The following is a 19,231-nucleotide window of genomic DNA, read 5'->3' on the forward strand; positions in this document are numbered from 1 at the left end:
GCCGTCGATTCTCGGCCGCCTGGGCTTGATCGACATCATGTTCAGCCGGGTTCGAAGGAGTGGGCTGGACCAGGGTCCGCCGTCTGGGGTGGTTCCCGACCGTGTCGAGGAGTAGGCCGGTGGGGGCGGTCGGGTCGTGGGGCGGCCCTCGCTCACGTTCCTTCGATGCCCTCGTGGCCGCCGTGCCCTCTTGTTGCCCGTGAGTCGAACAGGTAGACCACCTGTGGTCGACATCCGCACCGGCACGTCCAAGGAACCGCTCCAGAAGGAACCCCACTCCAGGAGGTAGCGTGCGTCCGCCGAGACCCGGCCCGAGACCCGCACTGTTCGCCGTGACCGCCGTCACCGTCGCCGCCACAGCGGCCGGTACGGTCCTGGTCGCCCCGCATCCCGCGGGTGCCGACCCCAAGCCCCCCGCACCGCTCGTCCGCGAGGGCTCCGCGCTGCCGCAGGGCGCCGCGCTGGCCCCGGCGAGCGCGGCTGAGCGGGCCCTCACGGCTCCGGTCGCGCGGCTCGCCGACACGGCCGGTTCCCGTCGCGGCTATCCGCGTGAGCAGGTCCTCTCCCCCGAGCCGGAGAACCCGGCCGACAAGTCCATCAAGCTCGGGCTGACGCCGTATCACGCCATCGCGCCGAAGCTGAACGCCCTGCAGAAGCTCGGGGACCGGGTGAGCGTGGAGATCGCGGGGCGGTCGGCCGGCGGGCACCGGCTGTACCTCGTCACCGTGACCGCGCCGGAGACCGCGCGGCAGACGCGCGAGCAGACGCGGATGCGTGAACTGATCGAGAGCGCGCCGAGGTCGGCGGCCAAGGACCGGAGCATCGCCAAGTCGTACAAGACGCCCGTCTTCTTCAACAACAACATCCACGGCAACGAGTGGGAGGGCACGGACGCCTCCCTGAAGCTCATCGAGCGGCTGGCGACCGCGGGTGACGCGCGGACGAAGGAGCTTCTCGCCCGCTCCCGGCTGTACTTCAACATCACCGCCAACCCGGACGGCCGGATCGCGGGAACGCGCACCAACGCGGCCGGGTTCGACATGAACCGGGACTTCGTCACCGCCTCGCAGCCCGAAGTGCGGGCGATGCGGCAGATCCAGATCGACAAGCAGCCGGCCGTGATGCTCGATCTGCACGGGTACGTCAACGGCACCCTCATCGAGCCGACCACTCCCCCGCACGGCGAGAACTACGAGTACGACCTCTTCCTGAAGAACACCTACGCCAACGCGCTGCGCATGGAGTCCGCCGTCAACGGCCTCGGCTACACGCCCGCGAAGGACGGTGTCGACCCGGCCCAGATCCCGTTCCGGGACTCGGCGGAGGGCTGGGACGACTGGCCGCCGATCTTCACCCCGCAGTACGCGGCCTTCCACGGCACGGTCGCCGCGCACACCGTGGAGATCCCGCTCCAGGTGAACAACGCGGCGTACGAGTCGTTGCCGGTCGAGGAGCTTCGTCGCCGGTCCGCGATCAATGTCGATGTGGCGGGCGCTGCGCTGCGCGCGACCCTCGACTTCGTGCGGGAGCGGCGGAGTTCGCTGATCGCCGACCAGATCGAGGTGTTCCGGCGCGGTGGAGCGGGCGCCGCCCAGGTCCCGGTCTCCGAGGCGACCGTCCCCGGCGTGCCCGGCATCGGACCCGAGGACGTGTACACGACCGAGTTCCCGAGCGCGTACGTCGTTCCGGCGGGCGGCGCCCAGCGGTCCGCCACGGCCGCCGCGCGCCTCGTCGACCATCTCCTCGCCAACGACGTCCGGGTGACCCGGGCGACCCGCTCCTTCCGGCTCGACGGGCGGTCGTACGCGAAGGGCTCGTACGTCGTCGACATGCGCCAGCCCAAGCGCGGCATGGCCAATGTGCTGCTCGCCGACGGGCGGGACATCAGCGACAAGGTCTCGGTGATGTACGACATCTCCGGCTGGAGCCTGGGGCGGCTGTGGGGCGCCACCGTGGCGGAGGCGCGGAGCGGGCGTCCGGCGGCCGTACCCGCCCGGCCGGTGACGGCCGCCGCCCGTGTCGGGTATGTCGCCCCGCACGGCGACCTGCGGCTGCGCCTCGACACCCCGCAGGAGATCGCCGCCCTCAACTCCCTTCTCGCGGACGGGGTTTCGGTACGGCAGGCGGCCGACGGCAGCGCCCTCGTACCGGCGTCCGCGCGGCGGAGGGCCGAGGCGCTGGCCCGGTCGTACGACGTGGCCTTCGACGGGACGAGGAGCCTGAGTGGCACGCCCTTGCGTCAGGTCCGCGTCGCCGCCGCCGTCACGGCCGGTGAGCTGTTCGCGCTGCGGGAGATGAACTTCGAGGTCGTCCCCGTGTCGACGGCGATCCTCAACGCGGGCTTCGACTGGTCGAAGTCGAGGGCCGATGTGCTGTTCGTGTCGTCGGGGCTGTCGTACGGCGGGCTGAGCGCGTCCGCGCGTACGGCGCTGGCCGGGTTCCTCGCCGGGCACGGGCTGGTCGGCCGGGGTGCGACGGGCGCGGCGCTCGCCTCGGCCACCGGGCAGCTGAAGGCGACGGCCGTTCAGGGCAACGGGGACGCCAACGGCGTGGTGCGCGTGGTGAATTCGGGCGGCGCCGTGACCGGCGGCGCGCCGGACCACAGCTTCGTCTACGCGCCCGTGTGGTTCACCGATCTCGGCGCCGGCGTCAGCGTCGAGCAGTCGTACGGCGCCGGGAACCCGCTGGTCTCCGGGCACTGGCGGCCGCTGGACGACGGCTCCGGCGGCCCGGCGGCGGCTGCGGGCCGGCCCTCCGTGGTCAGCGGGCCGAACGCGGTCCTCTTCGGCACGGAACCTCTCTTCCGTGACCATCCGAAGGGGGAATTCCCGCAGGTGGGGCGGGCGTTGCTAACAGTGATCAAGTAGCGGGTGTCAAGGAAACGGGAGCGCGCATGACCGAGGGAAACCGGACGGCCGGCGTCCACGGCACGGTCGCCGACGGCTTCGAGGCGGTGCGCGAGGAGTTCGCCGTGTTCGTGGCCGGGGAACGGGCCGACTACGAGGGGCAGTTGGCCGCGTATGTGCACGGACGGCGGGTCGTGGACCTGTGGGCGGGCCCCGAGGAGGTGGCGGCGACGGGCGGCGACACGCTGCACGGCGTGTTCTCCTCCACCAAGGGTGCCGCCCATCTCGTCGTCGCGCTTCTCGTCCAGGACGGTGTCCTGGAGCTGGACCGTGAAGTCGCCCACTACTGGCCGGAGTTCGCGGCCGAGGGCAAGGGCACGCTGACCCTGCGGGAGCTGCTCGCGCACCGGGCCGGGCTCGTCGGCACCGACGCCGGGTTCACCCTGGAGGAGCTGGCGGACGACCGTGTCCTCGCCGAACGCCTCGCCGTCCAGCGCCCGTTCTGGCGTCCGGGCGCCGCCTTCGGCTACCACGCGCTCGTCATCGGCGCGCTCACCGGAGAGGTCGTACGGCGGGCCACGGGCCGTACGCTCCAGGAGGTCTACGAGGAGCGGGTGCGCGCCCCGTACGGACTGGACCTCTTCCTGGGGCTGCCGGACGAGCACGAGCCGCGCTACCGGACCGTGCTGCCGATGACGCCGACGCCCGCCCAGCAGGCCGAGCTGGACGCGGTGGAGCGCGGGCCACACACGCTGGCGTCGATCGCGTTCAACCAGCAGGTGCCGGAGCCGGGCGAGTTGACGGACTTCCCCAACGCCCGGATCGTGCGCGCGAGCGGGCAGTCGTCGGCGGGCGGGGTCGGCTCGGCGCGCGGGCTCGCCGGGATGTACGCGGCGGCCGTCAGCGAGGTGGACGGGCGCCCGCCGCTCCTCAAGCCCGACACCATCGGCGAGGTCGGCCAGGTCCACTCCCTCGGCCACGACCTGGTCTCCCGTGCCCCCAAGGCGTTCGGCCTCGGCTTCCAGGCCACCGCCGAACTCGTCCATCCCTTCCTCGGCGCCGGCACCTTCGGCCACAGCGGCGCGGGCGGCTCCCAGGCTTTCGCCGACCCCCGCGCGGGTCTCGCCTACGGCTACACCCGCCGCCGTATGGCGTTCCCGGGCGGGTCGGCGCCGGAGAACGCCGGTTTCGTACGGGCGGTCCACAGCGCGGCGCTGGCACTGGCCCTCTGAGGGCCCCGCACACACGAACGGAGTCCGCACCCCACGTCCAGGGGTGCGGACTCCGTCGTGTGCAACGAACGTGAGCGGGCGTTCGTCACGGGTGGCTCGGGATCGGAGCCGGGTCAGAGCTGAGACCAGCGCCGGATCAGAGCTTGACGATCATCTTGCCCGTGTTGTCGCCGCGCAGGACGCCGAGGAAGGCCTCCAGGTTGTTCTCGATGCCCTCGACGACGGTCTCGCGGTACTTGAGGGCGCCCGAGGCGACCCAGGGGCCGACTTCCTGGACGAACTGGGGCTGGAAGTCGTAGTGGTCGCCGACGAGGACGCCCTCGACGCGGAGGCGGTTCTGGAGGATCTTGACCATGTTGCGGGGGCCGGGGGTCGGCTCGGTCGAGTTGTACTGGGAGATCATGCCGCAGATCACGGCCCGGCCGCGCAGGTTGAGCGCGCCGATCGCGGCCTCCAGGTGCTCACCGCCGACGTTGTCGAAGTAGACGTCGATGCCGTTGGGGGCGGCCGCCTTGAGCTGCTCCCAGACCGGGCCGTTCTTGTAGTTGAAGGCGGCGTCGAAGCCGTACTCCTCGACCAGGAGCTTGACCTTCTCGTCGGAGCCGGCGGAGCCGATGACGCGGGAGGCGCCCTTGAGCTTGGCGATCTGGCCGACCTGGCTGCCGACGGCACCGGCCGCGCCGGAGACGAAGACCGCGTCGCCCTCCTTGAAGGAGCCGACCCGCAGCAGGCCCGCGTAGGCGGTGAGGCCGGTCATGCCGAGGACGCCGAGGTAGGTGGAGAGCGGCGCGGCGTCCGGGTCGACCTTCACGGCCTGCTTGGCGTCGAAGGTGGCGTACTCGCGCCAGCCGCCGAAGTGCAGCACGTGGTCGCCGACGGCGATGCCGTCCGCCGCCGAGGCGACGACCTCGCCCACGGCCCCGCCCTGCATGACCTTGCCCAGCTCGAACGGGGCGACGTACGACTTCGCGTCGCTCATCCGACCGCGCATGTACGGGTCCACGGAGAGGTACTTGTTCCGTACGAGGACCTCACCCGCGCCGGGCTGCCGGATCTCCGCCTCGACCAGGGCGAAGTCCTCGTCCTTGGGCCAGCCGACGGGGCGGCTCAGCAGGTGCCATTCACGGCTGGTGGCGGGGAGGGCGGGGGTCTCGGACATGGGGGTGGGCCTTCCTGCGGGTGCGGGGGCATGCGGTGGTCCATGCGCTGTCGCATGCGGCGGTGCATACCGTGCGGTTACTTCACTACCTGAAACAACCATGCGCTTGAATATTTCATGTTGTCAAGTAAAGAGGTAGCCTCGAAGCCATGCCCACCCAGAAGACGACCCCCCGCATCGACCCGCTGACCATGGAGGTCGTCGAACTCATCGGCACGGTGGTGGCCCGCTACCACGAGGAGTACGAGGACGCCGCCGCCGAACACACGCTCACCGGCGCCCAGGCCCGCCTCCTCGGCCTTCTTTCCCTGGAACCGCTTCCCATGCGCCGCCTGGCCCAGAAACTCCGCTGCGAACCGTCGAACGTGACCGGGATCGTGGACCGGCTGGAGGCCCGGGGACTGGTCGAACGGCGCCCCGACCCCAACGACCGCCGCGTGAAGCTGGCCGCCGCCACGGCCGAGGGCCGCCGGGTGGCCGGCAGCCTCCGCGACTCCCTGGACTTCGCCCGCGAGCCGCTGGCCGGGCTGAGCGCCGGCGAGCGGGAGTCGCTGCGGGATCTGTTGCGGCGGATGCTGGGGGCGTAGACGGGGGGACGGGTGGAGCTGGCCGCCGGGGCGCGGGGTGGTGGGCCTCGGCGTAGGGGCGATGGCGGGGTGGAACGCGGAGCGGGCGCGGGGGTGACGAACCCTGCGAGGCATACCCCTAGGGGGTATAGTCGAGGGCGTGCCGCAAGGGCGAGGACTCGGACCCGGGAGGAGACCCATGGACTACGGCGAGCAGGGAGTCCACGGCGGTCATGGCGGGCACGGTGGTCAGGGCGGCGGCGGTCATGGGCGAGGGGCGGCCTCCTGGGGGACGGCCGTGCGGGCGACGGTGCACTGTCTGAGCGGGTGTGTCGTCGGGGAAGTGCTCGGGATGGTGGTGGGGACGGCTCTGGGGTGGGGGAACGTGCCGACCATGGTGCTGGCGATCACGCTCGCGTTCGTGTTCGGGTACTCGTTCACGCTGTTCGCGGTGCGCCGGGCGGGGCTGGACCTCAGGGGGGCGGTGAAGGTGGCGCTGGCCGCCGACACCGTGTCGATCGCCGTGATGGAACTGGTCGACAACGGCATCATCGCCCTCACCCCGGGGGCGATGGACGCCGAGCTGTCGGACGGGCTGTTCTGGTCGGCCCTGTTCGGCGGCTTCGCGGTGGCCTTCCTGGTCACCACGCCCATCAACAAGTGGATGATCGGCCGGGGCAAGGGGCACGCCGTCGTCCACGCCCACCACTGAGGCCGGGCACGGTGCGGGGGCGCGGGTGGCGTATCAACTCGGCCCGCCCGCCGTGGAGTCGGACCGCTTCCGTAGGATCACGGCCATGACAGTCCGCGCACAGGAACATCGCGCGCGACCGCCTCGCGGGCGGTGGCGGGTGGTGCTCGTGCTCGGGCTGCTGGCCGGGCTGTTCGGGATGCACGCGCTGGCGCCCGGTGGCGTCGGCGGCGAACACGCCGAGCCACGGCACGGGGTGATGGCCGAGGCTGCGACCACGACCACGACCGAGGCTCACGAGGGCTGTCCCGGCGGCTGCGGCACGGAGCACGCCCAGCACGCCGACCCGACCTGCGCGTCGAGCGCGGTGAAGGACGGGCCGACCCTGCCCGGCCTCGTGCCCGACCCGGTGGCCGTACCCGTGACCGCCGACGCCTTGTGCGCGTACGCGGTCGCACCCCCGGACGGCGCCCGCGCTCCCCCGTCGCTGGCGGAACTCCAACTCCTGCGGATCTAGACACCACCCCGCACCGCGTCCCCGGCCCGAGCAGGCCAGGCCCGGCGACACGGTGCGCTTCGGCACGTCCGGATCCGGATCCCTTTCGCACAGCGACAGCAGGAGTTTCAGCATGCGCACCACTCGAACCCGTGCCTTGGCCCGCCTCACCGCCGTGACGGCCGTGTCCGTCACCGCCGCCCTCGTGCTCACCGCCTGCGGTGGTGACGGCGGGAGCGGTCACGACGGAGGCGGCCACGGCTCCAGGTCGGCGTCGGCATCGGCGGGTGCCGACGCCGATGCCGGCACCCACAACGCCCAGGACGTGACCTTCGCGCAGGGCATGATCCCCCACCACCGGCAGGCGCTGGACATGGCCCAACTGGCCGCCGACCGGGCGTCCTCGGCCGCCGTCAAGGACCTCGCCGCGCGCGTGGAGAAGGCGCAGGACCCGGAGATCGAGACCATGACCGGCTGGCTGAAGGCCTGGGGCGAGGAGGTCCCGAGCGGAACCTCGATGCCGGGCATGGAGCACTCGGGCGGGGCCGGGGAGTCCGGGATGCCCGGGATGATGGCCGACCAGGACATGGCCGCACTGGAGAAGGCGTCCGGCACCGCCTTCGACACCCTGTTCCTGACCATGATGGTCGAACACCACGAAGGCGCCGTCGAGATGGCCACCACCGAGAAGGACAAGGGCGCGTACGGGCCCGCCACGGCCATGGCCGACGCCATCGTCACCGCGCAGACCGCCGAGATCACCGAGATGAACGAGCTGCTCGGGAAGTCCGGCACGAACTGACGGCCGTGCGGCGGGGAGGGGGCGGACACCCGCTCCCGCTCCCCCTCCCCGCCCACTAGCATGTAATACATGATTAACGACACTGACCCTTACGAGTTGAGTGTGGGCGTGCCCTCCGTCGAGGTCTTCCGCCGGCTGCGCACGGACGCCGGTCTCTCCGACAAGGACCCCGAAGCGGTGGCGCTCGCGCTCCCCCACACCTGGCACGGGGTGATACTCCGGCACGCGGGGCAGCCCATCGGGATGGGCCGGGTCATCGGCGACGGCGGTACCGCGTTCCAGATCGTCGACATCTGCGTGCACCCCGCCCACCAGGGCCGCGGCCTCGGCAAGCGCATCATGGCCGCGCTCACCGGCGAACTGGAACGCCGGGCCCCCGCCACCGCCTACGTCTCCCTCATCGCCGACGGCCCCGCCCGCTTCCTCTACGAGCAGTTCGGCTTCGCCGACACCGCCACGCACGACTCGATCGGCATGTACCGGGTGATGAAGGGGAGTTCGGGGAGCAGCGGGGCGCGGGCCGAGGCATAGCGGTGGCGCCGGGCGCGGCGAATTGCGGTTGCCCTGCCGGGAAGCGGCTGTGAGGCTCGGCCGTATGACCACCTTTCGCGCCCCCGACGGCACCCTGCTCGCCCACCACGTGGTCGGGGGCGGGCCGCCGGTCGTCTGTCTGCCCGGCGGGCCCATGCGGGCCTCCGCCTATCTCGGGGATCTCGGTGGGCTGGGGGCGTACCGGCGGGTGGTGCGGCTGAATCTGCGGGGTACCGGGGAGTCGGCGGTGCCGGAGGACACCTCGTCGTACCGGTGCGACCGGCTCGTGGGGGACGTGGAGGCGCTGCGGGAGCATCTCGGGGTGGAGCGGCTGGATCTGCTCGCGCACTGTGCCGGGGCCAATCTCGCGGCCGCGTATGTGCGGGCGTATCCCGAGCGGGTGGGGCGGCTGGTGCTCGTGACGCCCAGTCCGCTCGGGGTCGGGATCGCGATCGGGGGTGCGGAGCGGCTCGCCGTGGCTCGGCTGCGGGAGGGGGAGCCGTGGTTCGAGGAGGGGTACGCCGCGCTGGAGGAGGTCGTGGCGGGGCGGGGGGACGAGCGGTCCTGGGAGGCCATCTCGCCGTTCCTGCACGGGCGTTGGGACGAGGCGGCGCGGGCGCTCGACGCCGCCGACGCCGAGCAGCGCAATCCGGAGGCGGCCGGGATCTTCGGGAGCGAGGGGGCCTTCGACCCGGAGGGGACGCGGGCCGCGTTCGGCCGGTTCGGGGCGCCCGTGCTCGTGCTCGCCGGGGAGGTCGACCTCAACTCGCCGCCCGGCGCGATGGCCGAGTACGCCGCGCTGTTCGCCAAGGGCGCGGAGTTCGTCGTACAGCCGGGGGCCGGGCATCATCCGTGGCTGGACGACGGGGGCCGGTTCGTGGCGACCGTCGCCGGGTTCCTGGACTGAGAGAGCGGGAGAAGCAGGAAACAGGAAAGGGGACGCCCGCCCCCGCGAGGGCGAGCGTCCCCTTCCGTACAGAGCCGATCAGGTCGGCTCAAGTCCGTTCAGGTTCGTTCAGGCCTGCCGGAGCGCCGTCATGTCTGTTTGCGGGCCGTCATCGCCCGCTGGATCAGGATGAACGCGCACAGCAGCACACCCGTGGCGATCTTCGTCCACCAGGAGCTGAGGGTGCCCTCGAACTGGATGATGCTCTTGATGAGGCCGAGGACGAGGACGCCGAAGAGGGTGCCGAGGACGTAGCCGGAGCCGCCCGTGAGGAGCGTGCCGCCGATGACGGTCGCGGCGATCGCGTCGAGTTCCATGCCGACCGCGTGCAGCGGGTCGCCGGACTGGATGTACAGCATGAACAGCAGGCCGGCCAGGGCCGAGCAGAAGCCGCTCACCGTGTACACGGCGATCTTGGTGCCGCCCTGCGGGAGACCCATCAGCATCGCCGACTGCTCGTTGCCGCCGATGGCGTACACCCGGCGGCCGAAGCGGGTGTAGTGCAGCACGTAGAACGCGATGCCGATGACGACCAGGGCCGCGACCGCGCCGATCGACAGGTCGCCGAGGCCCAGCGAGACCCGGGTCTGGGCCAGGCTGCTCACCGAGGAGTCGCTGATCGAGATCGACTCCTTGCTGATGACCAGGCACAGACCGCGGAAGAGGAAGAGTCCGGCGAGGGTGACGATGAACGGCTGGATCTCGAAGTTCTGGATCACATAGCCCATCAGGAACCCGCCGAACGCGCCGACGCCGAGCGCGAGGAGGACGGCGAGCGGCAGCGGCACCCCCTGGCGCTCCACCAGCCAGGCCGTGAACATCGTGGTGAAGCCGATCACCGAGCCGACGGACAGGTCGATGCCGCCGGACAGGATGACGAAGGTGACACCGACGGCCGCGACCAGCAGATAGCCGTTGTCGATGAAGAGGTTGAGGAAGACCTGCGGTTCGCCGAAACCGTAGTTCTGGTAGCGGCTGAGGCCCGCGATGTACATCGTGAGGAACAGCGCGGCGGTGACCAGCACGGGCAGGCGCCGGTCGCCGAGCACCTGCGCGACCTTCGACGTCGTCGACGGCGTACGGCTGTCCGGGGCCGCGGGGGTCTTGGTGGTCGCGGTCATCACGACACCTCCATCTTGGGGGCCGCGTCGGCGGGCGTCGTGACGGTCTTCGCCGGGGCGGCGGGCGACGTGCCCGTGCCGCCGCTCCGCGTACCGGACTTGGGGCCGAAGCGGGCGCCGAAGACCTTCGCGCGGAACTTCGGGGACTGCAGCAGGCAGACGACGATGACGACGGCGGCCTTGAAGACCAGGTTGGTCTGGGTGGGCACGCCGATCGTGTAGATCGTGGTGGTGAGGGTCTGGATGACCAGAGCGCCGATCACCGTGCCGCCGATGGAGAAACGGCCGCCGAGCAGGGACGTGCCGCCGATCACCACGGCGAGGATCGCGTCCAGCTCGATCCACAGGCCGGCGTTGTTGCCGTCCGCGGCCGAGGTGTTGGAGCTGATCATCAGGCCCGCGATGCCCGCGCACAGGGCGCAGAAGACGTACACCATGATCTTGATGCGGCGGGAGCGGATGCCGACCAGGCGGCTGGCCTCGGCGTTGCCGCCGACGGACTCGACGAGCAGGCCGAGGGCGGTCTTGCGGGTGAGGGCCACGGTGACGGCGACGACGGCCGCGACCACGAAGATGGAGAAGGGCAGCGTCAGCCAGTAGCCGCCGCCGATCAGCTTGTACGGCTCGCTGTTGATGGTGATGATCTGGCCGTCGGTGATCAGCTGGGCGACGCCCCGGCCCGCGACCATGATGATCAGCGTGGCGATGATGGGCTGGATGCCCATCCGGGCGACCAGGAAGCCGTTCCACAGACCGCAGAGCACCGCCGCGACCAGGCCGATGCCCATGGCCAGGAAGACTCCGGCCAGCGCGTTCTGGTCGGCCTGGTCGCTGATGTACGAGCAGGTCAGGGCGCCGGTGATGGCGACGACCGCGCCGACCGAGAGGTCGATGCCGCCGGTGGCGATGACCAGGGTCATGCCGACGGCCACCAGGATCAGGGGCGAGCCGAAGAGCACGATCGAGACGAGGCTGCCGTAGAGGTGGCCGTCCGTCATCTTGATCGAGAAGAAGTCGGGGGTGAACGGGACGTTGATCAGCAGCAGGGCCACCAGGACCGCGACGGGCCAGAACAGATGGTGGTGTGTCAGCGCCCGCCAGCGGGATGCCGTGCCGGTCGTGGCCGTCGTCGCCACAGGTGGGGTGCTCACTGGTTCTCTCCGTGTTCGCCGCTCGCGATGGTCTCCAGGATCCTGCTGGTGGTGATCTCCGGCCCGTTGGTCAGCTTCGCCACGAGCTTGCGGTCGCGCAGCACGCCGATGGTGTGGCTGAGGCGCAGGACCTCCTCCAGCTCGGCCGCGATGTAGAGGACGGACATGCCGTCCTCGGAGAGGGAGACGACCAGTTTCTGGATCTCGGCCTTGGCGCCGACGTCGATGCCGCGGGTCGGCTCGTCGAGGATCAGCAGCTTCGGCTGGGTGATCAGCCAGCGGGCGAGCAGCACCTTCTGCTGGTTGCCGCCGCTCAACTGCCCTACGCGGGCCTCGGGGTTGGCGGGCCGGATGTCGAGGGCCTTGATGTACTTGGCGACCAGTTCGTCGCGCTGGGCGGCCGGGATGGGCCGGGTCCAGCCGCGGGACGCCTGGAGGGCCAGGATGATGTTCTCCCGGACCGTCAGATCGGGGACGAGGCCCTCGGTCTTGCGGTTCTCCGAGCAGAACGCGACCCCGGCGGCGATGGCGTCGTTCGGGGCGTGCATCGGGACCTGCTTGCCGCCCACGGTGACCTTGCCGCTGTCGGGCTGGTCGGCGCCGAAGAGCAGCCGGGCGAGTTCGGTGCGGCCCGAACCGAGCAGACCGGCGAGGCCCACGACCTCGCCCTTCTTGATGTCCAGGTCGAAGGGGGCGATACCGCCGGTGCGGCCGAGGCCGTCCGCGTGCAGCAGGGTCTCGCCGACGTCGGCGTGCAGCTGCTGCTCGTGCAGTTCCTCCAGCTGGTCCAGGTCCTTGCCGATCATCAGCTGGATCAGACCGACCTGGTCGAGTTCGCTGACCAGGTGCTCGCCGACGAGGGTGCCGTTGCGCAGCACGGTCATGCGGTCGCAGATCTCGTAGATCTGGTCGAGGAAGTGCGAGACGAAGAGGATCGCCACGCCCTCGTCCTTCAACCGCCGCATCAGCCGGAAGAGTTCGAGGACCTCGTCGCGGTCGAGGCTGGAGGTCGGCTCGTCGAGGACGAGCACCTTGGTGCCCTTGCCCTCCTCGCCGCCGGTGCCCACCGACCGTACGATCGCGACCAGTTGCTGCACGGCCAGCGGGTACGAGGACAGCGGGGCCGTCACGTCGATGTCGAGGCCGAGGCGGTCGACCAGCTCGGCGGCCTCCTTGCGCAGCCGCTTCCACTGGATGCGGCCGAAGCGGGTGGGCTCACGGCCGATGAAGATGTTCTCCGCCACCGAGAGGTTGGGGCAGAGGTTGACCTCCTGGTAGACCGTGTTGATCCCGGCCTGCTGCGCCTGGAGGGGGCTGGCGAAGCGTACGGACTCGCCGTCCAGGGTGATCGTGCCGCCGTCCAGGGTGTACACCCCGGTCAGCACCTTGATCAACGTTGATTTTCCGGCGCCGTTCTCGCCCATCAGAGCGTGTATCTCGCCGGGGAAGAGCCGGAAGTCGACGCCGGACAGAGCCCGTACCCCCGGAAACTCCTTGACTATGCCCGTCATTTCCAGGACGGGCCGCGGCTCTGCCATGGCAGCGCTCCTCAGAATGCGTGGATTCGTTCAGCCCCGCGGGGAGCCCCGGGACCGGCCGTCGGGCCGGTCGCGCGGGGGCTCCCCACCGGAGGGTGCGGTCGGTCAGTACTTGCGGGTGGGGAGGGCGTCCTTGGCCTGGTCCTGCATGAAGTCGCTCTCCTTGGTCTTGATCCAGCGCTCGACCGTGCCGCCGTCGTGGACCGTCTGGACGACCTCCATCAGCTGGGGGCCGAGCAGCGGGTTGCACTCGACGATGGCGTTGATCTTGCCCTCGGACATGGCCACGAAGCCGTCCTTCACACCGTCGACCGTGACGATGAGGATGTCCTTGCCGGGCTTCTTGCCGGCCGCCTCGATGGCCTGGATGGCGCCGATGCCCATGTCGTCGTTGTGGGCGTACAGGACGTTGATGTCCGGGTTGGACTGCAGGAAGGCGGCCATGACCTGCTTGCCGCCGGCGCGGGTGAAGTCGCCGGTCTGGCTGACGACGATCTCCCAGTCGTCCTTGTGCTCGGCGTCCATGACCTCCTTGAAGCCCTTGGCGCGCTCGATCGCGGGGGCGGCACCGGTGGTGCCCTCCAGCTGGGCGATCTTCACCTTGCCCTTGTGGCCGGCCGTCTCCAGGACCTTCTCCAGGATCTTGGCGGCGCGGCGGCCCTCGTCGGTGAAGTCGGAGCCGACCAGGGTGACGAACAGGGAGTCGTCGGAGGTCTCGACCGAGCGGTCGGTGAGGACGACCGGGATCTTCGCGGCCTTGGCCTCCTTGAGCACCGCGTCCCAGCCGGTGACGACCACCGGCGAGAAGGCGATGACGTCGACCTTCTGCGCGATGTAGCTGCGGATCGCGGAGATCTGGTTCTCCTGCTTCTGCTGCGCGTCGGAGAACTTGAGGGTGTAACCCGCCTCCTTGGCCGCGGACTTCACCGAGTCGGTGTTGGCGCTGCGCCAGCCGCTCTCCGAGCCGACCTGGGAGAAGCCGAGGGTGATCTTCTTGCTGCCGCCGCCGGCGGAGTCCGAACCGGTGGAGCCTTCGTCTTCCTTGGCGCAGGCCGTCAGACCCGTCGCGGCCGCCACGCCGACCGCCGCGAAGAGGAAGTTTCGTCTGTTGAGCATGTCTTCTCCTTTGAAGAGCCGGTCCGGGGACGGACCGCTGGTACTCGTGGTGGACCGGCCGCACTGCGTCCAACCTGTCGGACTACGTCCAACCTGTCGATCATCGTTCGAAATGTCGGCCACGCTGAGGGATGAAAAACGCTGGGGTGTTCGGTGCCGCGTCAGCCCGGAGGGGTCCCCGGCTGGGGAAGGTACGGGAAGGTGCTGGCGCGGACGACGAGTTGGGGTTCGATGGCGATACGGGACGGCCCGGCAGGGGTCCGGCCCTCGATCAGGTCGAGCAGGAGGGCGATACCGCGCCGGCCCACCGTGGTGAAGTCCTGCCGGACGGTGGTGAGCGGCGGGGCGAAGAACTCCGACTCCGGGATGTCGTCGAAGCCGACCACCGCGACGTCCTGGGGCGTACGGACGCCCGCCTCCCGCAGCGCGCGCAACACCCCCAGTGCCATCTGGTCGTTGGCGACGAAGACGGCGGTCAGACCGCGGCCCACCCAGCCGGCCAGTTCCTGGCCCGCCCGGTAGCCCGACAGCGGACTCCAGTCCCCCCGCAGCGGCTGCGGCGGTTCGACGCCCGCCTCTTCGAGGGTGGCCCGCCAGCCGGCCGTACGGTCCGCCGCCTCCTGCCAGTCCTCGGGTCCGGCGAGGTGCCAGACCCTGCGGTGCCCCGCGGCGAGCAGATGGCCGGTGGCCAGCCGCGCGCCCAGTTCCTGGTCCACGTTGACGCTGGGGATCTCGGAACCGGAGCCGGTGCCGACGGCCACCACCGGGAAGGGGTGGCGGAGTTCGGCGAGGGCCGCGACCGCCGAGCGCTGCGGGGCGAGGGCGATCACCCCCTCCACACCGCCGTCGCTGAGGCGGTCGACGGCCTCGGAGAGGGTCTCCACGGTCAGTTCGCGCAAGCTGACCGTCGAGACGAGATACCCCTCGGCGCGGGCCGCCTCCTCCAGCGCGAACAGCGTGCTGGCGGGGCCGTAGAGCGTGGTGTTGGAGGCGACCACGCCCAGGGTCTGGGTGCGCCGGGTCACCAGGGCCCGTGCGGAGGAGTTGCGGCGGTAGCCCATCTCCTCGATCGCGCGCTGCACCCTGGCCCGGGTCTCGTGCTTCACGTTGGGGTGGTCCCCCAGGACGCGGGAGACGGTCTGGTGGGAGACACCGGCCTGGCGTGCCACGTCGGCCATGGTGGGCGGCCGGAGCTGCGAGTGGGTCACGGCCACACCTCCTCGGTGGTCGACGACGGACGGTTCGGTGGTGCTGACGGGTCCCGTGGTGCCGATAACTCGCCGGTTGTGGGCGAGTCCGGTGCGGTCGGCGGATGGTTCCGCGCCGTCGGCTTCACGCCGGGATTCCGGAAAGCCCCAGGTCGGCCGCTGGTAAGGCGAGTTGGAGCGCTGCCTGCACGACGCTCGTACCTCCTCGGATGCCCTGCGGCGTCGACTGGTGAATGCGGAGGTCATTGTGAGCGCTAACAATTCATGGCGGTCAAGAGGGCTGCGGCAGGCTCGTCGTCACGGTTCCATAACGCGGGGGCCCGTGCGGGGCGGTGGGCGGCGGGCCCGGGCACGGCGAAGCCCCCGGGCAAGGACCCCTGCCCGGGGGCTTCGACCTGCGGTGATGGCCGGTGGCGCGCCCTAGGAGCACCACCACAGGAACTGCTTGCACGTCTCCGAGGGGCTGGGTTCCGGAGCGGGGTCGTCCGCGGTCGGTTCGGCGGTCGGGGCGTCGGTCTCCTCGGGGTCGGCGGTGGGGTCCTGGGCCGAAGGGACCGGGGTCGCCGAGGCGTCGGAGGCCGAGCGATCCTTGGGCCGGTCCTCGTCCTCGGCGGCGTCCTCGTCCTCGGACTTCTCGGACTCGGAGGCCGACGGGGAGGCCGACTTGTCCGGCTTCTTCCCGTCCTTCCCGGCGTCGTCGGCGGTGCCGGAGCCCTCGCCGGCCCCCTCGGCGTCGCCGGCCGTGGCCGACGGGGAGACGTCGGAGACGTCGTCCACCACGGCCGCGCGGGGCTCCCGCGGCGGTGCCTCCATGCCGAGTTCGGCGAGGCTCAGCCCGCCCACGGCGAGCAGCAGACCGGCTCCGGCCAGCAGCACCCGCCGGCGTCGGCGGCGGTGCGCCGCGGCCTTGCGGTCACGGCGGCCGGCCCGCGCGCCCCGGCCACGGCCCTGGGACCGGGAGCGGGACCGGCGCCCACCGCCCGTGACCTCGGAGGCGTCGGGGGTGTCGGGCGAGTCGGAGGTGTCGGACTCGTCGAGGGCGTCGGCGCCCTCGGCCGCACCGCCCCGGTCGGCCCGCTCCGCCCGTGCGCCCCGGCCCCGGCCGCGGCCTCGGGCGCGGCGCCCGCCACGCGGCGCACCGAAGGCGCCGGGGGCCTCGGGGGCGTCGCCGGCATCACCCCCGGCCGGGCCGTCGTGTCCGTCCGCGGCCATGGCGTCCCGGGCCGCCGACGCGTCGGCGTGGGTCCGGCACTCTTCGGCCGACGCGCCGCACCCCGAGCAGGAGAGGGCGCCATTGAGGTGCCGTTGGCACGGGTGGCAGTAATCCATGACGCCGGAAGATTATGTTCCGCAGCGGTGACGTTCCCGGGTCGGCCCGTGAAGGTTGTGTAGGGGCCTGGTGTACCAGGCCTCCGGGGCGGGTACGGTCCGGATCATTTGCGCGCGATCCCGGCCATCGCCGCCATCGACGCGAAACCGTTGTGGGTTCGACCCATTGACACTCCGACCGGGTCGTCCTTACTGTCGCGACCAGCATTTCGAACGAGCGACGAAATTTCGAACAGACCACAGAGGACAGGGAGTACCGTGCGCATCACGGGAATCAGCACGCACGTGGTCGGGACGCCGTGGCGAAACCTGACCTACGTCCTGGTGCACACCGACGAGGGGCTCACCGGCGTCGGCGAGACCCGCATGCTGGGCCACACCGACGCGCTGCTCGGCTATCTGCACGAGGCGAAGACCAACCACATTCTCGGCTCCGACCCGTTCGCTGTCGAGGATCTGGTCAAGCGGATGAAGTACGGCGACTACGGCCGGGCCGGCGAGATCGTGATGTCGGGCATCGCCGTCATCGAGATGGCCTGCTGGGACATCAAGGGCAAGGCCCTCGGCGTCCCCGTCTGGCAGCTGCTCGGCGGCAAGGTCACCGACAAGGTCAAGGCGTACGCCAACGGCTGGTACACCACCGAGCGCACGCCGGAGGCGTACCACAAGGCGGCGCAGGGCGTCATGGAGCGCGGGTACAAGGCGCTCAAGATCGACCCCTTCGGCACCGGCCACTTCGAGCTGGACCACGAGCAGAGCCTGTACGCCGTCTCCCTGATCGAGGCCGTGCGCGACGCCATCGGGCCGGACGCCGAGCTGATGCTGGAGATGCACGGCCGGTTCTCGCCCTCGACGGCCGTGCGGCTCGCCAAGGACCTGGCGCCCTTCAAGCCCGCGTGGCTGGAGGAGCCGTGCCCGCCGGAGAACCTGAAGGCGCTGGAGAAGGTCGCCGCCAAGGTCGACATCCCGGTGGCCACGGGTGAGCGGATCCACGACCGGATCGAGTTCCGGGAGCTCTTCGAGAGCCAGGCCGTGGACATCATCCAGCCCGATGTCGGCCACATCGGCGGCATCTGGGAGACCCGCAAGCTGGCCGCGACCGCCGAGACCCACTACACGCTGGTCGCCCCGCACAACGTGGGCGGTCCGGTGCTCACCGCGGCCTCCCTCCAGGTCGGCTTCACCTCGCCGAACTTCAAGATCCTGGAGCACTTCAACGACTTCGCGGACGCGGAGATCAAGAAGGTCGTCTCGGGTGCCCCGGAGGTCGTGGACGGCTACTTCCACCTCTCCGACAAGCCCGGCCTCGGGGTCGAGCTGGACGTGGACGCGGCGGCGGAGTTCCCGCAGCAGCAGGCGCGCTTCGATCTGTGGGCCGAGGGCTGGGAGCAGCGCAAGCCCAAGGGGACCGCGTGAGCGCCTCGCCCGACGCGGCCGGCGCCGGCACCCCGGCGGCCGCGGTCGTGATCGAGGCGCCGGGCGAGCACCGGCTCGTCCCGCACGAGGCGCGGCAGCCGGCGGCCGGTGAGGCTCTGGTCCGGGTGCACGCCTCCGGGATCTGCGGCAGCGACCGCGAGGTCTTCCAGGGCAACCGGCCCGAGGGGTACGTCCGTTACCCGCTCGTGCCGGGCCACGAGTGGTCCGGTACGGTCACTGCCGTGGGTGACGGTGTTCCTTCAAGTCTTGTAGGGCGCAAGGTAGTTGGCGAGGGATTCCGCAACTGCCAGGTGTGCGACCGCTGCCATGCGGGCGAGACCACGCTGTGCTCGGCCGGGTACGAGGAGACCGGGTTCACCCAGCCCGGCGCGATGGCCACGACCCTCACCCTGCCCGCCCGTCTGCTGCACGTCCTGCCGGACGACGCGGATCTGACGGCGGCGGCACTCCTGGAGCCGGCCGCGTGCATCGCGGCCGCCGCGCTCAAGGCGAACGCCGTCCCGGGCGAGCGGGTCGCCGTGGTGGGCACCGGGACGCTCGGGATGTTCGCCGTTCAGTTCTTGAAGGCGGCGTCCCCGGCCGAGCTGCTCGTCGTGGGCACCCGGCCGGACCGGGCGGAGCTGTCGAAGCGCTTCGGCGCGACGGACTTCCGTACCAAGGACCAGGAGCTCCCGGGCGACTTCGACGTCGTCATCGAGACCGCCGGGTCCGCGGACGCGGCGCGTACGGCCGCCGCCCTGCTGCGGCGCGGCGGGCGGCTGGTCCTCACGGGCATCCCGGCGCCGGGCGCGGACGGGCTCGACCCGACGGACCTCGTCGTACGGCAGCTGGAGGTGCACACGGTGTTCGGCGCGGCGCCGGACGCCTGGGCACACACCGTGCGGGTCTTCGGGGCCGGACTGCTGGACCCGCTGCCGCTCGTCACGCACGAGCTGCCGCTGGCGGAGTTCCCGCGCGCCATCGAGCTGGTGGGGTCCGGTGACCCGACCGTCGGAAAGGTCCTGTTGCGGCCATGACACACCCCTGAGCCGTACGCCGGTACGGGGTACCTGACGACTTCGT

Annotated in this window: 17 protein-coding genes; 10 read left to right on the forward strand and 7 right to left on the reverse strand. The window is 71.2% G+C overall.

What is annotated here, in order from left to right; all coding sequences use genetic code 11:
• Nucleotides 1-290 precede the first annotated feature (290 nt).
• Together ACZ7MG_RS15705 and ACZ7MG_RS15710 are read left to right on the forward strand one after the other, a co-directional pair.
• On the forward strand, nt 291-2,867 hold the full coding sequence (locus ACZ7MG_RS15705) for a M14 family zinc carboxypeptidase (RefSeq protein WP_471380252.1): 2,577 nt from the start codon (nt 291-293) through the stop codon (nt 2,865-2,867).
• Between the two features lie 26 nt (nt 2,868-2,893).
• Complete coding sequence (locus tag ACZ7MG_RS15710; protein ID WP_471380250.1) at nt 2,894-4,078, forward strand: serine hydrolase domain-containing protein; 1,185 nt, start codon at nt 2,894-2,896, stop codon at nt 4,076-4,078.
• A gap of 136 nt (nt 4,079-4,214) precedes the next feature.
• On the opposite strand, the gene ACZ7MG_RS15715 is transcribed toward ACZ7MG_RS15710, so the two are convergent.
• Nucleotides 4,215-5,237 carry an NADP-dependent oxidoreductase gene (locus ACZ7MG_RS15715; protein WP_471380249.1) on the reverse strand — a complete coding sequence of 341 codons (1,023 nt, stop codon included), beginning with the start codon at nt 5,235-5,237 and terminating at the stop codon, nt 4,215-4,217.
• A gap of 149 nt (nt 5,238-5,386) precedes the next feature.
• On the opposite strand from ACZ7MG_RS15715, the gene ACZ7MG_RS15720 reads away from it, so the two are divergent.
• From ACZ7MG_RS15720 to ACZ7MG_RS15745, 6 genes are all read left to right on the forward strand, one after another.
• Nucleotides 5,387-5,824, forward strand: a complete 438-nt coding sequence (locus ACZ7MG_RS15720) for a MarR family winged helix-turn-helix transcriptional regulator (protein WP_471380247.1) — start codon at nt 5,387-5,389, stop codon at nt 5,822-5,824.
• A 178-nt stretch (nt 5,825-6,002) separates the two neighbouring features.
• Nucleotides 6,003-6,515: a DUF4396 domain-containing protein gene (locus ACZ7MG_RS15725; protein WP_471380246.1), complete on the forward strand. Its 513-nt coding sequence runs from the start codon at nt 6,003-6,005 to the stop codon at nt 6,513-6,515.
• 85 nt (nt 6,516-6,600) lie between these two features.
• Nucleotides 6,601-7,011, forward strand: a complete 411-nt coding sequence (locus tag ACZ7MG_RS15730) for a DUF6153 family protein (RefSeq protein WP_471380245.1) — start codon at nt 6,601-6,603, stop codon at nt 7,009-7,011.
• A gap of 112 nt (nt 7,012-7,123) precedes the next feature.
• Nucleotides 7,124-7,792: a DUF305 domain-containing protein gene (locus ACZ7MG_RS15735; protein WP_471380244.1), complete on the forward strand. Its 669-nt coding sequence runs from the start codon at nt 7,124-7,126 to the stop codon at nt 7,790-7,792.
• 69 nt (nt 7,793-7,861) lie between these two features.
• Complete coding sequence (locus ACZ7MG_RS15740; protein ID WP_471380242.1) at nt 7,862-8,323, forward strand: GNAT family N-acetyltransferase; 462 nt, start codon at nt 7,862-7,864, stop codon at nt 8,321-8,323.
• Nucleotides 8,324-8,387: 64 nt separating this feature from the next.
• Nucleotides 8,388-9,230, forward strand: coding sequence for an alpha/beta fold hydrolase (locus ACZ7MG_RS15745; protein ID WP_471380241.1), 843 nt, complete (start codon nt 8,388-8,390; stop codon nt 9,228-9,230).
• 128 nt (nt 9,231-9,358) lie between these two features.
• On the opposite strand, the gene yjfF is transcribed toward ACZ7MG_RS15745, so the two are convergent.
• The 6 genes from yjfF to ACZ7MG_RS15775 all read right to left on the reverse strand — a co-directional run bounded on the left by yjfF (nt 9,359) and on the right by ACZ7MG_RS15775 (nt 16,732).
• Nucleotides 9,359-10,390: a galactofuranose ABC transporter, permease protein YjfF gene (gene yjfF, locus ACZ7MG_RS15750; RefSeq protein ID WP_471380239.1), complete on the reverse strand. Its 1,032-nt coding sequence runs from the start codon at nt 10,388-10,390 to the stop codon at nt 9,359-9,361.
• Complete coding sequence (locus tag ACZ7MG_RS15755) at nt 10,390-11,526, reverse strand: ABC transporter permease (protein ID WP_471380563.1); 1,137 nt, start codon at nt 11,524-11,526, stop codon at nt 10,390-10,392. The genes yjfF and ACZ7MG_RS15755 overlap by 1 nt, the downstream gene beginning before the upstream one ends.
• 11 nt (nt 11,527-11,537) lie before the next feature.
• A complete protein-coding gene (locus tag ACZ7MG_RS15760) occupies nt 11,538-13,079 on the reverse strand; it encodes a sugar ABC transporter ATP-binding protein (protein WP_471380238.1) in 1,542 nt (513 codons plus the stop codon).
• 105 nt (nt 13,080-13,184) lie between these two features.
• Nucleotides 13,185-14,195, reverse strand: a complete 1,011-nt coding sequence (locus ACZ7MG_RS15765) for an ABC transporter substrate-binding protein (protein ID WP_471380237.1) — start codon at nt 14,193-14,195, stop codon at nt 13,185-13,187.
• A gap of 161 nt (nt 14,196-14,356) precedes the next feature.
• Entirely contained in the window at nt 14,357-15,403 is a 1,047-nt protein-coding gene (locus tag ACZ7MG_RS15770) for a LacI family DNA-binding transcriptional regulator (RefSeq protein WP_471380235.1), read from the reverse strand.
• A gap of 420 nt (nt 15,404-15,823) precedes the next feature.
• The gene (locus ACZ7MG_RS15775; protein WP_471380234.1) at nt 15,824-16,732 is read right to left on the reverse strand and encodes an SCO2400 family protein; all 909 of its coding nucleotides are present in this window, start codon (nt 16,730-16,732) and stop codon (nt 15,824-15,826) included.
• A 258-nt stretch (nt 16,733-16,990) separates the two neighbouring features.
• On the opposite strand from ACZ7MG_RS15775, the gene ACZ7MG_RS15780 reads away from it, so the two are divergent.
• Nucleotides 16,991-18,148: a mandelate racemase/muconate lactonizing enzyme family protein gene (locus ACZ7MG_RS15780; protein ID WP_471380233.1), complete on the forward strand. Its 1,158-nt coding sequence runs from the start codon at nt 16,991-16,993 to the stop codon at nt 18,146-18,148.
• Nucleotides 18,145-19,185 (forward strand): zinc-dependent alcohol dehydrogenase, encoded by a 1,041-nt coding sequence (locus ACZ7MG_RS15785; protein WP_471380231.1) that lies wholly within the window; start codon nt 18,145-18,147, stop codon nt 19,183-19,185. The genes ACZ7MG_RS15780 and ACZ7MG_RS15785 overlap by 4 nt, the downstream gene beginning before the upstream one ends.
• The last annotated feature ends 46 nt before the right edge of the window (nt 19,186-19,231 follow it).

The sequence above is a fragment of the Streptomyces sp. NPDC107538 genome, from assembly GCF_055657445.1.

Excerpts from the sequence above, each read along its gene's own strand:
- yjfF (WP_471380239.1), bottom strand. The coding sequence starts at position 10,390 with ATGACCGCGACCACCAAGACCCCCGCGGCCCCGGACAGCCGTACGCCG.
- ACZ7MG_RS15745 (WP_471380241.1), top strand. The coding sequence starts at position 8,388 with ATGACCACCTTTCGCGCCCCCGACGGCACCCTGCTCGCCCACCACGTG.
- ACZ7MG_RS15725 (WP_471380246.1), top strand. The coding sequence starts at position 6,003 with ATGGACTACGGCGAGCAGGGAGTCCACGGCGGTCATGGCGGGCACGGT.
- ACZ7MG_RS15720 (WP_471380247.1), top strand. The coding sequence starts at position 5,387 with ATGCCCACCCAGAAGACGACCCCCCGCATCGACCCGCTGACCATGGAG.
- ACZ7MG_RS15715 (WP_471380249.1), bottom strand. The coding sequence starts at position 5,237 with ATGTCCGAGACCCCCGCCCTCCCCGCCACCAGCCGTGAATGGCACCTG.
- ACZ7MG_RS15730 (WP_471380245.1), top strand. The coding sequence starts at position 6,601 with ATGACAGTCCGCGCACAGGAACATCGCGCGCGACCGCCTCGCGGGCGG.
- ACZ7MG_RS15760 (WP_471380238.1), bottom strand. The coding sequence starts at position 13,079 with ATGGCAGAGCCGCGGCCCGTCCTGGAAATGACGGGCATAGTCAAGGAG.
- ACZ7MG_RS15710 (WP_471380250.1), top strand. The coding sequence starts at position 2,894 with ATGACCGAGGGAAACCGGACGGCCGGCGTCCACGGCACGGTCGCCGAC.
- ACZ7MG_RS15765 (WP_471380237.1), bottom strand. The coding sequence starts at position 14,195 with ATGCTCAACAGACGAAACTTCCTCTTCGCGGCGGTCGGCGTGGCGGCC.
- ACZ7MG_RS15740 (WP_471380242.1), top strand. The coding sequence starts at position 7,862 with ATGATTAACGACACTGACCCTTACGAGTTGAGTGTGGGCGTGCCCTCC.
- ACZ7MG_RS15775 (WP_471380234.1), bottom strand. The coding sequence starts at position 16,732 with ATGGATTACTGCCACCCGTGCCAACGGCACCTCAATGGCGCCCTCTCC.
- ACZ7MG_RS15735 (WP_471380244.1), top strand. The coding sequence starts at position 7,124 with ATGCGCACCACTCGAACCCGTGCCTTGGCCCGCCTCACCGCCGTGACG.